Source organism: Marinobacter lacisalsi (assembly GCF_042651045.1).
GTDB classification, from domain to species: domain Bacteria; phylum Pseudomonadota; class Gammaproteobacteria; order Pseudomonadales; family Oleiphilaceae; genus Marinobacter; species Marinobacter lacisalsi.
This window is the reverse complement of record NZ_JBHSDI010000001.1, coordinates 33,139-51,110: the sequence shown is the minus strand read 5'-3', so window position 1 is coordinate 51,110 and position 17,972 is coordinate 33,139. Positions and strand designations below refer to the sequence as shown.

At 63.2% G+C, this 17,972-nt stretch carries 17 protein-coding genes; 6 read left to right on the top strand and 11 right to left on the bottom strand.

Annotated elements, in window-relative coordinates:
- Nucleotides 1-95 precede the first annotated feature (95 nt).
- Complete coding sequence (locus ACFOZ5_RS00235; RefSeq protein ID WP_379884583.1) at nucleotides 96-2,789, top strand: nitrate reductase; 2,694 nt, start codon at nucleotides 96-98, stop codon at nucleotides 2,787-2,789.
- Between the two features lie 6 nt (nucleotides 2,790-2,795).
- On the opposite strand, the gene ACFOZ5_RS00230 is transcribed toward ACFOZ5_RS00235, so the two are convergent.
- The 5 genes from ACFOZ5_RS00230 to ACFOZ5_RS00210 are packed head-to-tail and all read right to left on the bottom strand — an operon-like array spanning nucleotide 2,796 to nucleotide 5,880.
- On the bottom strand, nucleotides 2,796-3,497 hold the full coding sequence (locus ACFOZ5_RS00230) for a hypothetical protein (protein WP_379884581.1): 702 nt from the start codon (nucleotides 3,495-3,497) through the stop codon (nucleotides 2,796-2,798).
- Between the two features lie 20 nt (nucleotides 3,498-3,517).
- Entirely contained in the window at nucleotides 3,518-4,321 is an 804-nt protein-coding gene (locus tag ACFOZ5_RS00225; protein WP_379884579.1) for a TonB family protein, read from the bottom strand.
- Entirely contained in the window at nucleotides 4,318-4,773 is a 456-nt protein-coding gene (locus tag ACFOZ5_RS00220) for an ExbD/TolR family protein (protein WP_379884577.1), read from the bottom strand. The genes ACFOZ5_RS00225 and ACFOZ5_RS00220 overlap by 4 nt, the downstream gene beginning before the upstream one ends.
- Nucleotides 4,728-5,138: an ExbD/TolR family protein gene (locus ACFOZ5_RS00215; protein WP_379884575.1), complete on the bottom strand. Its 411-nt coding sequence runs from the start codon at nucleotides 5,136-5,138 to the stop codon at nucleotides 4,728-4,730. The genes ACFOZ5_RS00220 and ACFOZ5_RS00215 overlap by 46 nt, the downstream gene beginning before the upstream one ends.
- Nucleotides 5,125-5,880: a MotA/TolQ/ExbB proton channel family protein gene (locus tag ACFOZ5_RS00210; RefSeq protein ID WP_379884573.1), complete on the bottom strand. Its 756-nt coding sequence runs from the start codon at nucleotides 5,878-5,880 to the stop codon at nucleotides 5,125-5,127. Before ACFOZ5_RS00210 ends, ACFOZ5_RS00215 begins: the two co-directional genes overlap by 14 nt.
- 264 nt (nucleotides 5,881-6,144) lie before the next feature.
- Here ACFOZ5_RS00210 and ACFOZ5_RS00205 point away from each other — a divergent pair, with 264 nt between their 5' ends.
- A complete protein-coding gene (locus tag ACFOZ5_RS00205; protein WP_379884571.1) occupies nucleotides 6,145-8,109 on the top strand; it encodes a sensor domain-containing diguanylate cyclase in 1,965 nt (654 codons plus the stop codon).
- A gap of 4 nt (nucleotides 8,110-8,113) precedes the next feature.
- On the opposite strand, the gene ACFOZ5_RS00200 is transcribed toward ACFOZ5_RS00205, so the two are convergent.
- Nucleotides 8,114-8,815: a TSUP family transporter gene (locus ACFOZ5_RS00200; protein WP_379885406.1), complete on the bottom strand. Its 702-nt coding sequence runs from the start codon at nucleotides 8,813-8,815 to the stop codon at nucleotides 8,114-8,116.
- A gap of 69 nt (nucleotides 8,816-8,884) precedes the next feature.
- The gene (locus ACFOZ5_RS00195) at nucleotides 8,885-9,976 is read right to left on the bottom strand and encodes a lytic transglycosylase domain-containing protein (RefSeq protein WP_379884569.1); all 1,092 of its coding nucleotides are present in this window, start codon (nucleotides 9,974-9,976) and stop codon (nucleotides 8,885-8,887) included.
- A gap of 159 nt (nucleotides 9,977-10,135) precedes the next feature.
- Here ACFOZ5_RS00195 and ACFOZ5_RS00190 point away from each other — a divergent pair, with 159 nt between their 5' ends.
- Nucleotides 10,136-11,632 carry an amidase gene (locus ACFOZ5_RS00190; protein ID WP_379884567.1) on the top strand — a complete coding sequence of 499 codons (1,497 nt, stop codon included), beginning with the start codon at nucleotides 10,136-10,138 and terminating at the stop codon, nucleotides 11,630-11,632.
- Nucleotides 11,633-11,791: 159 nt separating this feature from the next.
- Entirely contained in the window at nucleotides 11,792-12,379 is a 588-nt protein-coding gene (locus tag ACFOZ5_RS00185) for a hypothetical protein (RefSeq protein ID WP_379884565.1), read from the top strand.
- Between the two features lie 81 nt (nucleotides 12,380-12,460).
- On the opposite strand, the gene ACFOZ5_RS00180 is transcribed toward ACFOZ5_RS00185, so the two are convergent.
- From ACFOZ5_RS00180 to ACFOZ5_RS00165, 4 genes are read right to left on the bottom strand one after another with little or no spacing between them, the layout of a single operon-like run.
- Nucleotides 12,461-13,594 (bottom strand): HupE/UreJ family protein, encoded by a 1,134-nt coding sequence (locus ACFOZ5_RS00180; RefSeq protein ID WP_379884562.1) that lies wholly within the window; start codon nucleotides 13,592-13,594, stop codon nucleotides 12,461-12,463.
- A complete protein-coding gene (locus tag ACFOZ5_RS00175) occupies nucleotides 13,591-14,820 on the bottom strand; it encodes a hypothetical protein (RefSeq protein WP_379884560.1) in 1,230 nt (409 codons plus the stop codon). The genes ACFOZ5_RS00180 and ACFOZ5_RS00175 overlap by 4 nt, the downstream gene beginning before the upstream one ends.
- Entirely contained in the window at nucleotides 14,789-15,031 is a 243-nt protein-coding gene (locus ACFOZ5_RS00170; protein WP_379884559.1) for a hypothetical protein, read from the bottom strand. The genes ACFOZ5_RS00175 and ACFOZ5_RS00170 overlap by 32 nt, the downstream gene beginning before the upstream one ends.
- A gap of 10 nt (nucleotides 15,032-15,041) precedes the next feature.
- Nucleotides 15,042-16,514 (bottom strand): DUF4331 domain-containing protein, encoded by a 1,473-nt coding sequence (locus tag ACFOZ5_RS00165; RefSeq protein WP_379884557.1) that lies wholly within the window; start codon nucleotides 16,512-16,514, stop codon nucleotides 15,042-15,044.
- 178 nt (nucleotides 16,515-16,692) lie between these two features.
- Here ACFOZ5_RS00165 and ACFOZ5_RS00160 point away from each other — a divergent pair, with 178 nt between their 5' ends.
- The gene (locus ACFOZ5_RS00160) at nucleotides 16,693-17,247 is read left to right on the top strand and encodes an RNA polymerase sigma factor (RefSeq protein WP_379884555.1); all 555 of its coding nucleotides are present in this window, start codon (nucleotides 16,693-16,695) and stop codon (nucleotides 17,245-17,247) included.
- Entirely contained in the window at nucleotides 17,244-17,933 is a 690-nt protein-coding gene (locus tag ACFOZ5_RS00155) for an anti-sigma factor (RefSeq protein WP_379884553.1), read from the top strand. The genes ACFOZ5_RS00160 and ACFOZ5_RS00155 overlap by 4 nt, the downstream gene beginning before the upstream one ends.
- Nucleotides 17,934-17,972: the final 39 nt, after the last annotated feature.

The following is a 17,972-nucleotide window of genomic DNA, read 5'->3' as shown; positions in this document are numbered from 1 at the left end:
CCCGGACCCCGGCTTCGGCCGGAGGTCCGTCAGGGCACGCCAGTCGGGCTTTTTTTATGCCCGGACAACCACCACAGGGAATTTGCGGAGCGACCGTGAGCAACCAGACACTACAACAACCCCGTCGAACCACCTGCCCCTACTGCGGAGTCGGCTGCGGTGTGATGGCCACTCCCCAGGCCGGCGACCGCGAGGCCGACAGTCCGCCGGTATCGGGCGACAAGGCCCACCCGGCCAACTTCGGGAGGTTGTGCGTAAAGGGTTCCAGTCTGCATGAAACCACGGGCAGTCAGGGGCAGACCCTCTATCCCCGGGTTCTGGGTAGCCGGGTGTCCTGGGACCGGGCGCTGGACGAGGTGGCCGGAGCCATTCGCGAAGCGGTGGAAAGCCATGGCCCGGAATCTGTTGCCTTCTACCTTTCCGGTCAGCTACTGACCGAGGACTATTACGCCGCCAACAAACTGGCCAAGGGCTTCATTGGCACGCCCCATGTGGATACCAATTCCCGCCTCTGCATGTCGTCGGCGGTGGCAGCCCACAAGCGGGCGTTCGGGGAAGATGTGGTGCCGGGGTGCTACGAAGACCTGGAACTGGCGGACCTGCTGGTGCTCACCGGCAGCAACGCCGCCTGGAATCACCCGGTGCTGTACCAGCGCATGAAGGCCGCCGACCGCCCCGGGCGCCGGGTGGTGGTCATTGACCCCCGGCGAACCGCCACCGCCGAGCTGGCGGACCTGCACCTGGCCCTGAAACCGGGCACCGATACGCTGCTGTTTAACGGACTGCTGGTCTGGCTGGCGGATACCGGGGCACTGGACCGCGGCTATATCGAAAAGCATTGTCAGGGCTTTGATGAAGCCCTGGCTGCCGCCCGCTGCGGTGCCTTTGCCCCCCAGCAAGTAGCCCGGGCCTGTGACCTGCCGGAACAGGATGTTGTCACCTTCTATCGCTGGTTTGCCGATACAGCGCGGACGGTGACCGCCTTCTCCCAGGGCATTAACCAGAGCTCGACCGGTACCGACAAGGGCAATGCCATCATTAATTGCCACCTGGCGACTGGCCGCATCGGTCGCTCGGGTGCGGGGCCTTTTTCCCTGACCGGTCAGCCCAATGCCATGGGGGGGCGGGAAGTGGGCGGCCTGGCCAATACCCTGGCTGCCCACATGGAATACGATACGCCGGGCGCCCGGGAGCGGGTGGGCGGCTTCTGGGGCACCGACCGGATTCCCCGGGCGCCAGGTCATAAGGCGGTGGAACTGTTCGACGCGGTGCATCGGGGCGAGATCAAGGTGCTGTGGGTGATGGGTACCAACCCGGCGGTCAGCCTGCCCGATTCGTCCCATATCCGTGAGGCCATGAAACACTGCCCGGTGGTGATTGTGTCCGACTGCATTGCCCGTACCGACACCACCGAACTGGCGGACATCCTGCTGCCGGCGGAAGGCTGGGGCGAGAAGGACGGCACCGTGACCAACTCGGAACGCTGTATTTCACGCCAGCGCCGGTTCCTTCCGGCAGCCGGCGACGCCAGGGCCGACTGGCGCATCCTGGCGGAGGTGGGCAAGCGGCTGGGCCACGGTGACGCCTTTCGCTGGGCCACCGCCGCCGATGTGTTCCGGGAGCACGCCCGTTTGTCGGCCCTGGATAACGACGGGGCCCGGCAGTTTGATCTGTCGTCACTGGCCCACCTGACCGACGATCAGTATGAGCAATTGTCGCCGGTGCAGTGGCCGGTCAACGGAAAACACCCCCGTGGCTGTGCCCGGCTATACGCCGATGGGCGTTTCAGTACCAATGATGGTCGTGCCCGCTTCGTGGCGGTGCAACCCCGGGTACCGGCGGCGCAGCCGGAACAGGCGGGGGAGGTCATCATCAACACCGGCCGCATCCGGGACCAGTGGCATACCATGACCCGAACCGCCCGCTCCCCCCGGCTGGTACAGCATCGGTCGGAGCCCTTTATCGATCTGCACCCGGACGATGTGGTTCATCTTGGCCTTGAAGCCGGTGGCCTGGCGCGGCTCACCGGCCGGAACGACCAGGGCGCTTTCCTGGGTCGGGTACGGGCCGAGCCGGGGCAAAGACGGGGCGAGGTGTTCGTACCCATTCACTGGAATGGTCAGTTCAGCCTCGGCGCTCTGGCCAGTTCACTGATCGTTCCGGTAACCGACCCGATTTCGGGCCAGCCGGAATCGAAGTATGGCGTAGTCTCCGTGCGACCGGTGCACGCCGCCTGGCATGGCCGGCTGATCCGGCCGATGTCCGCCCCCGGAGGCTGGCAGGCGGACTACTGGACCCGCGTACCCCAGGCCCATTGCGATGCCTGGTGGGTGGCCGGCTGCCAGCCCGTGGCGTGGCAACGGCAGGTGATCCGATGGCTGGGCGGTGCCCCGGACCTGGTGCTGGAAGACAGTGCCTCCGGACTCTATCGTGCCGCCAGGCTGCACAACGGACGACTTCAGGGAGTGCTACTGGTGGCCCGTCGTGCCGATGACCTGCCCGATACCGGCTGGCTGTCATCGCTGTTCGATGGCCGCACCCTGAGCGATCAGGAGCGTCGGGGCCTGCTCTCCGCGCGGGATGTGGACGTGGCGGATACCGGACCACTGGTATGCAGCTGTTTCGGTATTGGGGAGTTGCAGATAGAGGCCGCAATCCGTGAGGGGGCTGACGATGTGGAGGCCCTGGGCCACCGGCTGAAATGCGGCACCAACTGCGGTTCCTGCGTGCCGGAGCTGAAGGCATGTCTGGCTGCTGCCAGAGCGGAGCCAGTGGAGGCCATCCCCTGAACCGGGTCAGGCGTCAGCGGCTTCCAGCATGACAAAGGGCACCCGGAAACGCAGGCCCCGGGAAGCGCCGGTACCCTCCACGGTGCAGGTACGGCGATTGACCTTGATAACCTGACCTTCCCTGGCAGCCCGGCCTTCCCCGAAACGCACCTGATCCCCTTTTTGCCACTGCCCTGCCTGCTGTTGCTGGCAGGGCAGGGCCATCGTCCTGTCGTCCAGGAACAGTCCATGGTGCCTGGCGAGATCCGCCAGGTGCCGGCGGGTGCGATCTGCCAGTCCCACATCATTGAGCTGATCCAGCAACTGGTAGAAATGGTGGTTGTGCACCGAGCCGTGATAGCGCTTGCCGGCATGTTGCTGCAGCAAGTGGGCAAACTCATGGGTGCAGGTGTGCGCCAGCAGGTTCAGGACCGATATTTCGCCGCCAAAGTAACCCCGGCTGCGTATCTCACGGGTGGACAGCCAGCTGGCAGCCGTTTCCGGTGTCTGTTTCGCCATGACCATACGGACACCATAGGTGATCAGGTGAATCTGGTGTCGGTGGTCATAGCGATGATAGGTGGCACGACCGGAGCCGGTGCGGCATTGCAGGTCGGCATGGGGCCGTGTCTGGCGCAGCCGGTCACGATAGCTGGACCAGAGTGTGTCGCGGGTGGTGTCGCACATCAGCCGGGCGATGGCACGGCTGGCTTTCGGATCAGGTGTCATGTGTGTGCTGTAGTGGTCGGTTAACGCAACTTGTACCCTACCGGAAGGGTGTAGGTAAAGCTCCGGCCGACCATGGAATCGGGCACCTCCGGCAACGGGCTGGCGTCCCGCAGCAGCTCGAGGGCGGCTTCGTCGAGCAGCCGGTGGGAGGAAGAGTCCCGCAGCCAGGCTTCCAGCAGCCTGCCGTTGCGGTCGAACTCGAAGTGCACCACCGGGGTGCCCTCCTGGCGCAGGCGTTGGGCACGGCGGGGGTATTCCCGATAGCGGTTCAGGTGTCGGGCCAGCTTACTCAGGTACCGGTCGACCTCTTCATCTTCCCCTGCCATCAGCTGTACCTGTTCCTGTCGGGTGGCCTGGTCGGCCCCGGCGTCCGGTTCCGGTGTGTCTGCAGCGGCTTGTGCCTCGATGGTTGAGGCATTCACTGCCTCGGCAATCTCGGCTTCGGTGGGCGTCACCGGCTGAGGTTCTGCTTCTGCTGGCTTTGGCTCAGGTTCGGGTTCAGGTTCAGGTTCAGGTTCAGGTTCAGGTTCAGGTTCGGGTTCGGGTTCGGGTTCCGGCTCGGGCTCTGGTTCGGGCTCTGTTTCGGGCTCTGGTTCAGGTTCCGGCTGTGGCGCTGGTGCCGGTTCCGGTTTGGAGGGTTGCTCTTCCGTTGTCGGCTCAGGCGTGCCCCCTGCCAGCGACACCTTCAATGCCGGCATGGTGACAGTGGCATTGCCCTGGGTTTTCAGTTCGAGCCTGGGCACGGAGGGGACGGACAGCCAGACCGTCACCGCCGTCAGTGACAGGGCGATCACGAAAATGACGGTGCGGGCGGTGTTGTTCATTTCGCCGGCTCCGTCAACAGGATGACCTCTTCGTGACCAAGTTCCTCCAGCCTGCGGAACAACGTCTCCAGGTCGTTCATGGTGGTGATGCCGGATGCCCCGATGCGCAGTGGCTGTTCCAGCTCCTCTGCGGTTGGCAGGGCACTGGCCAGGTTGTCCAGGGCTACTGGCTCGTTGGCAACCAGGAACTGCCCCTGCTGGTTGACCACCAGGTCGGCTTCTGGCTGCTCGCCCGCCTCTGACGCCTTCATCTCGGGCAGTTCGGGCAACGGGGTATCGGTCAACTGGCCGGCCACGATAAAGAACATCAGCAGCAGAAAGACCAGGTTGATCAGCGGCAGCAGGCTGTCTTCCACCCGTTCAAGCAGCGTCTTGCGATCCTCGAAGGGTTCCGGGGTCAATGGGGTCATGGTGTTGACGTTGTCGTGCTGTCGGGGGGTGAGCGTTTCCATCGGGCGTCGATCCCGGCATTGTCCAGTTCGCTCAGGGTGAGGGTGAAGCGCTCCAGGGCCACTTCACCTTCCGTTGCCAGCCGGACCTCCCGGTGGCCGGCACCAAGCAGTTGCCGGCTGAGCTCCCGTGGTTGCCAGTTCCTCTCCTGCCAGCGCACCTCGCCGCTGGCCAGCAACTGAAGTTGCGGCAGCGCTTCGCCATCGACGCCCCGGCCGGGCGCCGTGTCATTTTCCAGCTCCAGGTAGCCGGTGGGTAGCAGGTAACTGGTCACCATAAAGAACACCAGCAGGATAAACACCACATCGATCAGTGGTGTCATCCGTATGGGCATGGGACGCGCGGGCCGGGGTTTAACCAGCGGCATGGGCAACCCGGGTGGGCTGGCGGGAGGCATCCCGGGGTTCCGGAGCCTGCCTGTCCTGCCGAGCAGGCTGCTGGTGCGCCTCGGCAGGCGCCGTGACGGTGGCGGTGTTCAGGATGTCCAGCAATTGCTCATTCATCTGGCTGTTGAGCCGGCGAAGCCGGAACTCGGCCCAGGCGGCGATGGCGGCAAACGGAATGGCAATCACCAGGCCGGCGGCGGTGGTTGTCAGTGCCTCGTAGATGCCACCACTGAGTTGGCTGGCACTGGCACGACCTTCGGTGGTGGCCATGGCGCTGAAGGCTTCCATCATGCCCATAACCGTGCCCAACAGGCCCAATAGCGGTGCCAGCGCGGCAATGACCTCGATAATTTTCAGGGGTGCCTCAAAGGGCTGCAGGGCTCTTTGGGCGCCCTGGGCGAGATTCTCCCGCAGACTGTCCGCTGGTTCGCCATTGCTGACACCGGCCATGGCACGGCGGGAAAGGGCCAGCATCGGGTTGCAGCGGGCCAGGAAAGAACCTGACGCCGTCGGCCAGGTGCCGGATTGCTTCCACTGTGCCACTTCACGGCGAACGCTTCCCACGGAACGGGGGGCGAACAGTGCCCCTGTGATGGTGAGGTAGAAAAAGGTCAGAACCCCCAGAGTTGCCAGGGCGATCAGCACGTACATGACCGGGCCGCCCATGGCTACCAGGTTTTGCAGGGGAGATTCCAGAGACGTCAGGTCTGCAGAGTCAGGCATGGCATCGATCCTGAATAAAATGCAAGTGAACGCAAACGATAACAATTTTTATTGAGTTCATCCAGTGAAACTCCTGTCACCGGCCAGGTTCGGGGTGGTCTGTTAAACTGGTGGCAGCAGATCGGTTCAATGAGGTAATGTGCCGCGCCATCGGGGCGTTAGCCGCCAGCTCCGATGTGCCTGACAAAGCCGTGAGTCATCAGAGAGTTTTTCAGCTACGCATGAGATTGATGAAGTTGCTGACAATATCAGGAGAGCGCATCGATGCGAGCCTGGTTTGACCGCCTGGCGAACAGGGGTGTGGTCCTGTTTGTGGGTGCGGTTGTACTGACGGTGGTCATCGTCAGTCTTATCAATATGGCCATCAGTCGTGATGAGCTCGAACGTCAGACCCGCACTCAGGTGTCGACCGTGGCGAAGATGGTCGCCTATGAACTGGACCGGAAACTGATCGAACGATTCGGCGTCCTGTCGGAGGCGGCGGACGCCATGAAAATGGACGCCACCTCGTTTCGCCAGTTTTCCCGCCTGATCATGGAGCGCCAGCGGCCGATCTCCCACCTGTTCGAAAATATATTCCTGATGGACGAGCAGGGAAGAATCCTGGAAAGCTATCCGGAAGTACCCGGGTTGAAGGGCGCCGATCTGTCAGGGCGCCCCTATTTCCAGGATACCGTCGCACAACTGACCCCGCAGATCTCGCAACCCTTCTCCTCCCTGCTGCGGGATTTGCCCACGGTGGTCATGACTGCCCCGGTGTTTGACCACAATGGAGCGATGGTAGGCGTGCTGGCAGGGTCTATTGTGCTGACGTCCAACAATTTCCTGAGCGAAGTCAGCAGTACCGGCGTTGGTGACGATGGGTACATCAGTGTGGTGAGCCGTTCTGGCCTGCTGCTGGTGCAGAAGGGTTACCACAGCGGTATAAAGACGGTGAATACCGGTAATGCTGCGGACCTGGCGGGAATGGAGGGGTTCGAAGGGGTCACCCGGGGCACCTCCCGCGACGGAGAATTGTCGTTGGTCGCAATCCAGCAGTTGAATATGGCCCCCTGGTACGTTTCCGCCACCTGGCCCCTGCATGATGCCATGGCCCCGGTCAATCGCCTGGGAGAAGACCTGGCGTGGATCGCCGCCATAGTGGCGCTGGTGCTGATGCCTGTCGCTTTCTATCTGTCCCGGCGTTATCTTAATCCACTGATGGACCTGGCCGAGCAGATCCGGGAGCGCCACCTTGGCGTTCGCGAGCAGCCGGTGGATGCCGGCGGCTACCAGGAGATTCGCGAACTGGCGGGTACCTTCAACCAGGTCATGTCGGACCGCTCGGAAGTGGAAGCGCGCCTGCGGGCAGAACAGCAAAGAGGGGAGAGCATCCTCGCCGTCCTCCATGAGGGCGTGGTGATGACCGATACCCGGGGCAACATTCGTTATGCCAACCCGGCCGCAGCGAGGTTCATCGGGTACGCCGACGACCTGATCGGGGCACAGCTGTTCGAGCTGGTGACGTTTCAGACCGAGAGCCAACCGCTGAGCGCAGAGGACTTTCTTGCCAGTGACGAGATCCACGGCCTGGATGGGGTGTTGGGCAACCGGGGCGGCCAGACCCTGGATATAGAGGTCACCATGCTTCATGTCAGTCGGGGTGAGCCGGACGAACGGCTGGTGTTTGTGATCCGTGATGACAGTGAACGCCGGCAGCAGGAGCAGCAGCTATCCTGGCAGGCCACCCACGACAGCCTGACATCGCTGCTCAACCGCCGGGCCTTCTCTGCTGACCTGGTGAAATGGCTGGGGGAGGCAGGCAGCCTGGAAACCCCGACGGTGCTGATGGCCATCGACCTGGATTATTTCAAGCCGGTCAACGACGAGGGCGGGCATTTGCTTGGGGATGAACTGCTTCGTCAGTTGGCGGATATCCTCCGCCGTTCGGTACGACGGTCGGATATGGTAGCCCGCCTCGGGGGTGACGAGTTCGCCATCCTGCTGCCGGCCTGTGGCCTTGATCGCGCCCTGATACTGGCTGAGCACATGCGCAGCGAGATTGAATCGCTCCGGCTTGCTCACGATGGCCGTGATTTCGGTGTCACCGCCAGTATCGGTCTGACGGAACTGAGCGCTGCGGACAGCAGCCCCCGGAATGCCATGGCCCGTGCCGATGAAGGCGCTTACGCCGCCAAGGCACAGGGCCGCAATCAGGTGGTGGCGATTCCGGCGCCAGAGGCAGGTTGAGCGGTTACCACTGCAACCATGCCAGCCACAGCAACCGGGCCGCGAGCAGTGTCAGAAGGACGTTGAAGATAAGCTGAAAGGACCGGTTGCCCAGCCGGCCCAGCAGGCGCAATCCCAGCCAGGTGCCGGCAAACCCGCAGGCGATCATGGCGGCCAGAAAGCCGATCCAGTCCCGGAATACAAAACCGGCGAGACCGAACACCAGGGCCTTGGGCAGGTGCTGGAGGGTCATGGCCGTGGCGAAAGTGGCCACGGTGGTGAATCGATCCTCATGAATCTGCTTGATAAAGGCCGCCACCAGTGGGCCGGTGGCCCCCACAAACAGCGATATAAAGCTGGTCAGGGCGGACGCTGCCAGAATTCCACCCCGGCCCAGGGCCAGGGGTGGCAGTTTGGGGCCCCAGCACAGGTACAGCACGAACAGTGCAATGGTCAGCTGCCATGCCCAGGGCGGCAGGCTTACCAGCAGCAGGCTGCCGGCGAGAGCGCCCAGTACGACGCCGGGGGCGAATGCGGCAATAACTCGCCAGTCGATATGTCGCCAGGTCATGGTCATGCGTCCGGCGTTGGACCCCAGCTGGATAATGCCATGGACCGGAATAACCGCGGCCGGTGGCACCCACATGGCCATCAGCGCCAGCAGCATGACGCCACCGCCAGCGCCCAGCGACGCAGTCACCATGGAGGTGAACACCGAGCAGACCATCAGTAGCAGCGCGATATCCGGGGCCAGGCCGGGTGGCAGGAATGACAGCAAACCATCCTCCGGTATGATTCAGAACGACCGGGCAATCGCCTGGGTCGCCAGTTCCACATCCGCCACATAATACAGTGATGCCAGGCCCAGTCGATCCCTGCCCAGGTTGTGGAAGATCATGCCAAAGGCGATGTCGCCGGCGCTGAAGCGTTCATGGTATTCGGCAAAGTATTGGGCAGGGCCATTCAGGTCGTCATCGTCCAGCAGGCGGCGAACGCGGGTGGCCCCGCCATGGTAGGCCTGGATCAGCAGCAGTGTGAACAGCCGTTCGCGTTTCGCCGTCGGCAGTTCGGCAAAATACGTGTTGATGGCGGGTTCCAGAATGCGGGCGTTCTGGCTCATGAGCTTGATGGCGCAGTCCAGCTGGGCAAGGCGATGCCAGTGGTTGCGCGGTGCCACACCACAGTCGGACAACACCTGTGGGGTGAGCTGCATGATGCCCCTGGCATCGGCGATGGAATGCGCCCGGGCGCGCCCGCCACTCTCGATCATCAGCATGCCGGCGAGATAACGGGGCAGCTCTTGCGGTAGTGACTGGCGTTGTTGGTTGCTGCGGGTACTATAGACATACAGGAGAGCGTCATGGAGGGTGCCCGGACTCTCTGGCGAAGCGAAGTCCAGGTCGTCCCAGCGCCCCCAGAGCCGGGCCTTGGGGTCATCTCCCAGGTAGCGGCTGCGGGCTTCCTCGAGCCGGGCATGGGGTTGGTCACAGGCCAGGGCAAACGGGTAGCCGGTGGTGCCGTCAGCGCCTGGCGTCCAGGCGGAGGCCCGTCCTTCCCGGGCCAGTTTTTCCCGTAGCCTGTTGAGGCGTTGCTGGGTTTCCTCGCTGGTTAAGGCGTTGCTGGTGTAGCCCAGGAATTGGCCCCGGTGGTTGAACAGCAGGTGCCGCTCGGGGTCCGCGCAGTAACCGGACTCTTCCAGTACCCAGCGACGTATGTCGAGAACATTGTTGTACACCCCCTGGCTCGACCAGTAGGGCGTGTTGCGGACAATGGTCTGCCAGTCGTTTACCGGGGCGGTGGGGTTGCCGTGTGCCAGCAGGGAAAGGCAGCACAGAATCAACACGCCCACCATGCGGAAGCGGCGGGGTAGCCGGCAAAGATGGTGCATGGGGCCCTTCAGTCGTTTTCGCCTGGCGCACTTGCTTACCGCGCCGGCTCCAGTGGTGGATTTGTCGGCATGTCAAAAAACTACTGATAAACTCCAGGGAGTTATGCGCAAGGTATACCTCAACGGCATCCGGAATCCCAACAACAACGGATTAACTCCATGAAACCTTCCGATTACCTGCAATACGACGCGACGGGCCTCGCCGATCTGGTACGCCGGGGCGAAGTGTCCCGGTCAGAGGTAACCGAGGCGGCTATAGAGCGTGCTGAAGCCCTGAACCCTGCCCTCAATGCTATCTGCCTGCCTCAATTCAGTGAAGCCCGTGAGCAGCGCCCTGTTGATGGGCCCTTCGGTGGCGTCCCCATGTTGCTCAAGGACCTGGGCCAGGAGCAGGCCGGCCAGCCCTGTACCATGGGCAGTCGGGGTCTGCGGCACCGGATCATGGAGCGGGATTCCGATTACGTCACCCGGGCCCGCAAAGCGGGCCTGGTATTTCTGGGTCGCACGGCGACACCGGAATTCGGACTCAAGGCGGTCACCGAATCCGCGCTCTGGGGGCCCAGCCGCAACCCCTGGGGCACGGATCATACACCGGGAGGTTCCAGTGGTGGCTCCGGCGCGGCCGTAGCGGCCGGTATCGTGCCGGTGGCCGGTGCCAACGATGGCGGTGGCTCCATTCGCATTCCGGCGGCCTACAATGGCCTGGTGGGCCTCAAGCCATCCCGCGGTCGGGTTTCCTGGGGGCCGCAGACCGGTGAAAGCTGGCTGGGTGCAGCGGACAATCATGTGGTAACCCGCACCGTTCGCGACTGTGCCGCCATGCTGGACGTGCTGGCGGGCGCCAGTGCCGGAGACCCGTTCCGGATCGATGCGCCCGGACGGCCATGGAGCGAGCTGGCCAGCGAGGCACCGGGCAAGCTGCGCATCGGCCTGTTTACCCGGTCGCCCTATGGTGGCGACGTGCACCCCGACTGTGTGGCTGCCGTGCAGGATGCCGCCCGGTTACTGGAATCTCTGGGGCATGATGTCGAGGAGGCCGCGCCGGCAGTTGACGGCGCGGCGCTGGCCCGATGCTATCTGGGCATCTATTTCGGGGAAGTGCCGGTGTTTATCGACATGGCCATGGCAGAGGGCGCCAGCAAGGATGACTTCGAGCTCGATTCCCGGGTGCTGGCGATGCTTGGTCGCAGTTTCCCATTGCCGGACTATGTCCGCATGCGCCAGCAATGGAACGATTTCGCCCGTACCCTCGGAGACTACTTCGGTCAGTACGACCTCTACCTGAGCCCCACCACCGCCCAGCCGCCGGCGACCATCGGTCAAATGGACCTGCCGCCCGCCATGAAGGTGGTATCGAAACTGTTGGTTCGGGCTCATGCCGGCAAGCTGATGCACCGTGCCGGTATTGTTGACCAGCTGGCCATGGAGAGCCTGGCGCGAACGCCGTTTACACAGCTGGCCAACCTGACCGGTACGCCGGCGGTTTCGCTGCCCCTGGGCTGGGACTCCCAGGGCATGCCCGTAGGTGTGCAGTTTGGCGCGCCCCATGGCGCTGAGGCCCGGCTACTGCAGCTGGCGGCCCAGCTGGAGGAAGCAGCTCCCTGGTACGGGCGCTATGAAAATCTCTGGCAGACGACAGCCGATGCAGACAGATAAGCGCCGGACTTGTGATCTGAGCCCATAAATCCCACGTTTATCTTTGGGGGCGGATCAGGCTATGCTGTGATGAACGGATAGCAGTCATCGCTGCCCCGTTCTCCGGAACCGGTTTCCGAGCCGGTTCCTCTTTATGATGGCATCGAGGAGGCGAGTATCATGAACCAACCGATGGCAATCGAAGAACTGGTGTCAGTAGCACAGGCGGAAGCCATGGGCGAGCTGGATGCGCCGATTATGGCCATCGTGCTTTCCAGCGAGCAGAGCTACGACCTTCCCATCAACTCCCTTGAAACCGATGCCGACAAGGCCCGGTGGGCCCTGATCCTTCGTGCTGCACGGGAACACGTTGAGGCAGATGCCGTGGCCCTGCTGTATCCGGCCTGGACCACCATCAGGCAGCGCAATAACAAAGCGGAAGCCCGCAAAGAACACGAAGATGGTCCTGAACCCATTGATACCCTGTTCGTGCAGCTGCACACCCGTGATCGTATCTACTGGCGTGGGTTCGAACAGATTCGTGACCCCCGGCATCAGCGTATCGTGGGCTTCCGTACCATCGGTGCGCTGTCCAACGAATATGAGCGGGAAGAGGCACCGTCCGTAACCTCCTGGCTCAACACCCTGTTCGAGCCTTTACCTGAAGAAGGTGAGGAAACCGACGTGGATCGTGAGCTGGCGGACATGCTGGAAGAGCCGGAAGTCAGCGCGGCGTTATACCCACGGCAGATGCGGGCCCTGCACTGACCCGCTAACCACCGGACCCCATGGCTTGTCATACAACCCATGGGGTCCGGAGCCTCTGTCGCCAGTGTACCGTCAAGCACACTAGTACAGCTGCCCGGCCCTCTCGGTCACCCAATAGATGCTGATGCAGGACACCGCCAGAATCATGGCGGGCACGCCCGCGCGGGCGTAGACACGATATTTTCCCAGGACAAACAGCAGGGGAAAGACCATGATCAGCAGTCCAAGCTGCCCCAGTTCCACGCCAATATTAAAGCCTGCCAGTGCGGTCACCGTCTGTGATACGCCGCTGGTAAGGTCCCCCAGAACACTCGCAAAGCCGAAGCCATGAATGAGCCCGAAGCCGAACGCCAGCTTCCAGGTCTTGTGGCCCAGTATTGGCCAGACAACGTTCATGGCCGCCACCAGAATGGACAGCGCGATCACCATTTCCACCCAGGCTATGGGTAATTGCACAATATCCAGTGCTGCCAGTGCCAGGGTAATGGAGTGGGCCACGGTAAACGCGGTCACAATCCCGGTTAGCTGCCAGAGCCGGGCCCGGAAACCCGCCCTTCCGGTTTCCGCCGCTGATTCGCGCTGGCGCCGTTGGAGGTACGTCGCTGGCAGGATCAGCACCAGAAGAAACAGAATATGGTCGAGTCCGATCAGCAAGTGCACCACCCCCTCATACAGGAAGCTCGCGAAGGTTTCGAAACCGGACGGTGGCGCCGCCAGATCCAGGCGCCGCTGATCCGGGCCCATCACCGCCAGCGATTCGCCCGAAACGGTGGTCCTCTGCACCAGGCCCCGGTGCAGAGGGTCCAGGTCGAACAGCAGGTTATAGTTCATGGCGGTGGCAGGGGCGTCGCCGGGACAGTGAATGTCATAGCGGGTGGCGGCATAGGGACCATCGCTGTGCCGCGCCAGGCCCCATTGGGTGCCCTTCAGGATACAGGCGCCGGCGTCGCTGCGAAGGTCCAGGCCCGACTCCACGAACCCGGTGACAGCCGCCCGCGCCGCCTTCACCTCGGCGCCGGTGAGTTGCCCGTCGCCGTTGCTGTCCATGGGCAGGGCCAGGGACAGGTCCCGCAGTGCCAGATCAACGCGCACGGTACTCGCTGTGGGGTTGCTCTGGTCCAGGTAGATAAAACCATCGCTGGCCTTGTGGGCGGATGCGTTGGTGGTAGTCAGGGCCAGAAGGGTCAGCATCAGCCAGTTCAGATAACGTGTCATGGCCGAACCTCCGGGTAGCGGGCATCCTGCTGGCGGTTGGTGGCCAGCCAGTTGGCGGTTTTGGTGACGGTTGAATCGTCAGCGCTGGCGAGGGCGGCCCTCAGTAGCAGACGGGTATCCATGGGTTCGCGCTGGTCCTGCCAGTTGTCGCGGGCGTGTGCGAGGGCCTGCTGCGGCTGCTGCTGCAGATCCAGCAGGAAGCGTGCGTAATCGCGTTGATGGAGCAGGTTGCCGCGCCAGCGGGCCTCGGCAAAGCGTTCCTCCAGGGACTGGATCAGTGCCCCCGCTGCCGGCGCGCCGGTGGCTTCCAGGGCAATCGCCCGCAGCACTGCCAGGGCGTCGACCGACTCGTGACCGTCAGTGAGGTCGATGACGTCCGGGTAGCGCCGCTGCTGGATCAGCCAGTCGGCAAGCTGGGTGCGGCTGTAGAGGTCATCCGGAGTCAGTGCCAGGGTCTGGCGCCAGTGGCTCTCGGCCTCCTCGCGACCGAGTTGGGCGGCAATATCCGCCAGGGTGCCCTGGGCCCAGGCCCGGGAGGCACGGCTGTGCCGGGGTTGTGGCTGCTGCGCCTGGGCCAGCAGCGATTGATAGGCGGACTCCGCCTGGCCGGTGCGGGCCGCCACCTGGGCGGCGCAGCTGGCGGCGATCAGGCCCGGGTAATGCTGTTGTAACCGGTTACAGGCCTGTTCAGCCTCGGTGTATCGGCCCTGCACGATTTCCAGGTTGGCCAGGGTCAGCAGGGCCTGAATCCGTTGTTGTCTGTCGGGATTGCCGCCAAGCACCCGATTCAGGTCCGCGCGCGCGTCGTCAAAGCGATGCAGGCTTTGCCAGAGGGTCGCCCGCAATACCCGCAAGCGCTCGGTCATGCGGTTCTCGGGCCAGTCCTGGAGCAGGCGCTGGGCATAGCCCAAAAAACGGGGGTCGCCGGTAGCGCGGGCCTGGTTCAGGTGTTCCTGGACCTGGTCGGCCAGGTTGCCGGCATTGGAAAAGGAGGTGTCGGTGACAGGGGCCAGGTCAGGCAGCGTCACCAGCACCTGGTCATCGGAAAATTGGGTCTGAATGGGTGCGGGTTCGCTGAGGCAGGCTGCTGACACGGTCAGTGTCAGCAGTCCCCAGGCAACCCTGCCCCGAAGGGCAGGGAGCAGGGCCCGGCGTCCGGACCGGAATCCGGACGCCGGCAGCTGCCCATCCGCTTCAGAACAGCGCGTCAATGGCTTGCTGGTCATTGAAGCTGAACTCCTTGTTGTCGAGGTTGACCGCGTCCCGGTTGTCGGTCGTGTTGTCCAGTTCCGCAATGATGAAGTCGGTACCGACCTGCTCGGTCATTGCGGGGCCGTCGTCGTTGCTGTCGTTGCTGCTGCTCCCGCTACTGCCGCCGCATCCGGCCAGGGCCAGTCCCAGCAGCGCAACGCCGGTTGTTCGCATAATGGCTTTCATCATCCGCTCCTTACGAGTTGGGTGAACCGGCGACGGGGGTGGCCAGATACGGGAAGCTGGTCTTCAGCTCCGCCGGGTCCAGCTGCACACCGTCGGTGAACGGGGCATCCTTGTTGGGGGCGTCGGTGGTAAGGGCACCCATAACCACTCGCAGGGCGATGTCCACCACGTCATCCACCGGGCGACGGCCATTGGGGAAGCCGGCATTGTCGGCTCCGAGAACACCCAGGTCGTTCTGGGAGACGGGTGCCGTTGCCGGGACCGCCGGGTTCAGGCGCAGCATTTCCGAGGCAGTGACGCCTTCAGGCTGGTTCAGGTCCGGTACACCGGTCAGGAACGCCGTGACCAGGTCCGTGCGCGGGAAGTTGTTGGGTGCCTCGGCACCGGCGCCGGCAAACAGGATTTCCAGCAGCTCTGGCAGGGTGGGGTGGGTCACGTAGGTGGCGAACTGGCCATCATCCTTGGGTTCGCTGGTATTGAAGCCATTCTTGTCCTTGAGGCCAATGACCACTTCGTTCACCAGGGGCATGCCCAGACGGGACACCTGGGCATAGGCGCCACCTTCGATAGCGGCACCCTTGTCATTGGCGTTGGGTGCAGGATTGAGTACCCGTATCTGGCGCAGGCTCGCGGTGGTCCAGGCACCGATCACCGGATCCCCCGAGGCGGTCTGGGCACTGCCGGTCAGGCACTCGGTGGGCACTTCCAGGGCAAAGGAGGTGACGTTCTTTTTGGCCAGGTCGCCGGCGCCCTCACCATTACGGGGCCCCAGGGGATTGGTGTTGACCAGGTCGAAGATTTCTCCAAGGTTCACCGCGAAGGCTTCCTTGCGCTGACCCACGAAGACCCTGCCGTCGGTGCTGCAACCGGGAATGGCGATGTTGTGGACAAAGCCATCGGCATAGCCGGCGTAATCGGCGAAGGATTTGCCGCCGATGTTGTCCAGGGGCTTGCTGAAGGTCTCCATGCCCGTGTCAACGTTCATGGCGGTCTGACTGGTGCCGGTGCGTCGGTCACCGCGGATTACCTTCACGGTGTACTCCTGGCGGAACTGGACATTGTCGTTGTTGCTGGCGTCGCCGATATTCTTGAGGGGCACCGACACCATCTCCTGGTTCCCGTCCGGTCCCACCGGTAGCTGGATGTCGTTGAGAAGGTCGCTGAACTTGAACTGGAAGGTCAGGTCCTCGGTGGCATCGCCATTGTTGTCCACATGGATTTCATAGATGGCGTCTTCATCCAGGTCGAAGTAGTTGGGGCCGCCGTAGGCGTCCTGCAATGGCAGGTAGTTGGCGATCATGGTCACGAAGCCATCACGGTTGGCCTCGTAGCTGCGGAACATGTAAAAGTCGGTGCCGTCCACCTTGGGGGCTTCGGTGATGAACGGGGCTTCGCGGTGGCTCGATGCCTGGCTCATGCCGGCGGCGAAACAGAGCCCGGTAATGGCGATGGCCAGGCCGGAGCGTTTCATTGCTGTAGTCATGGCTGATTCCTCACTGGTTGCTATTGTTGGTGTGTTCAGGGGAGGTAACGGGTGGTCTACGGAAAAAGATGCAGCTCTGTACAGAAATTTTTCACTGGTCCAGGTGCATCTTTTCCCGGGGCCGCCCCGTATCGTGAACAGGCGCGTTCACTCATCAGATGCCGGCAGGGAGATGTCCATGAATAAAGAAGCGGGCCAGGAGGACCTGATGCGGCTGCTCAACGCAGTGGCACATCAGGACCGGGAGGCATTTCAGGCGCTTTACGCGGCCATTGCCGGGCGCCTGTTTGGCCTGTGTCATCGACTGGCGGGCCAGCACGAACTGGCGGAAGAGGCGCTGCAGGAGGCCTTTATCCGCATCTGGCACCATGCCGGTGAATACCACAGTGACCGGGGCTCGCCCATGAGCTGGATGATGACCATTGCCCGGTATCGCACCCTGGATCTGATGCGGGCCCGCAAGGTGAGACAGGCCGATGGTGAAGACGCCCTCGCTGATGTGGCGGACGGCCGTGCCGGCCCCCTGGAATCCTCCCTCGCCGGTGCCGGTAACCGGGCCCTGGCCGGCTGCATCGACGAGCTCAGCGCCGATCAGCGGGACTGCCTGCTGCTGAGTTACTACCGGGGCATGACCCACGAGGAACTGTCCACCACCATGAGTACGCCAATAGGGACCATCAAGAGCTGGGTGCGCCGTGGCCTGCAGGCTTTGAAGAGGTGTCTTGAAGGATGAAAAAGACAACGGAGCGTATTGAAATGCTGGCGGCGGAATACGTGCTCGGTACCCTGCACGGGGGCGCCCGCCGGCGTTTTGAGCAGTGGATGATGGAATCGGGCCGGGTGCGTCAGGAAGTCTGGTACTGGGAGCAGCAGCTTTCCGGTCTGGCGGAACCGGTACCGGAGAAGCAACCACCGGCCCGGGTCTGGAAACGCATTGAACAGCGTATCTGGCCTGCCCCCAGTACGACGCCCATGGGCAGCCGAATCATGGCCTGGCTGTGGCCGGGGTGGAGTCTGGTGGCCACCGCGGCGGCCCTGGTGCTGGCGGTCATGCTGGTGCAACAGCCTGGCACAGGCCCCGGACTGGCCGGCGCCATTGTCCAGGAAAACCTCAGTGATCCACTCTGGCTGATCAGCGAGACCGCTGGTGATCGGAAGCTGAGGCTGCGGTCAGTGGCGGCGAGTGGACCGGAAGCGGGTAAGGACTACGAGTTGTGGGTTGTGCCGGAAAACGGGCAGCCGCTGTCACTCGGGGTGATGAAACTGGGGGGCGTGTATCAGGTCACCCTGGACGACGCGGCACGGGATGCCCTGAGCCGGAGCCGGACCCTGGCCATCAGCCTTGAGCCGGAAGGTGGCTCACCCACGGGTGCTCCGACCGGCCCGATTCTGCATGTCACCAAGCTGTACGAACTGTAGTGTTGGCGATTGGCAGGCTCTGATACCGGGCAGGGCCGC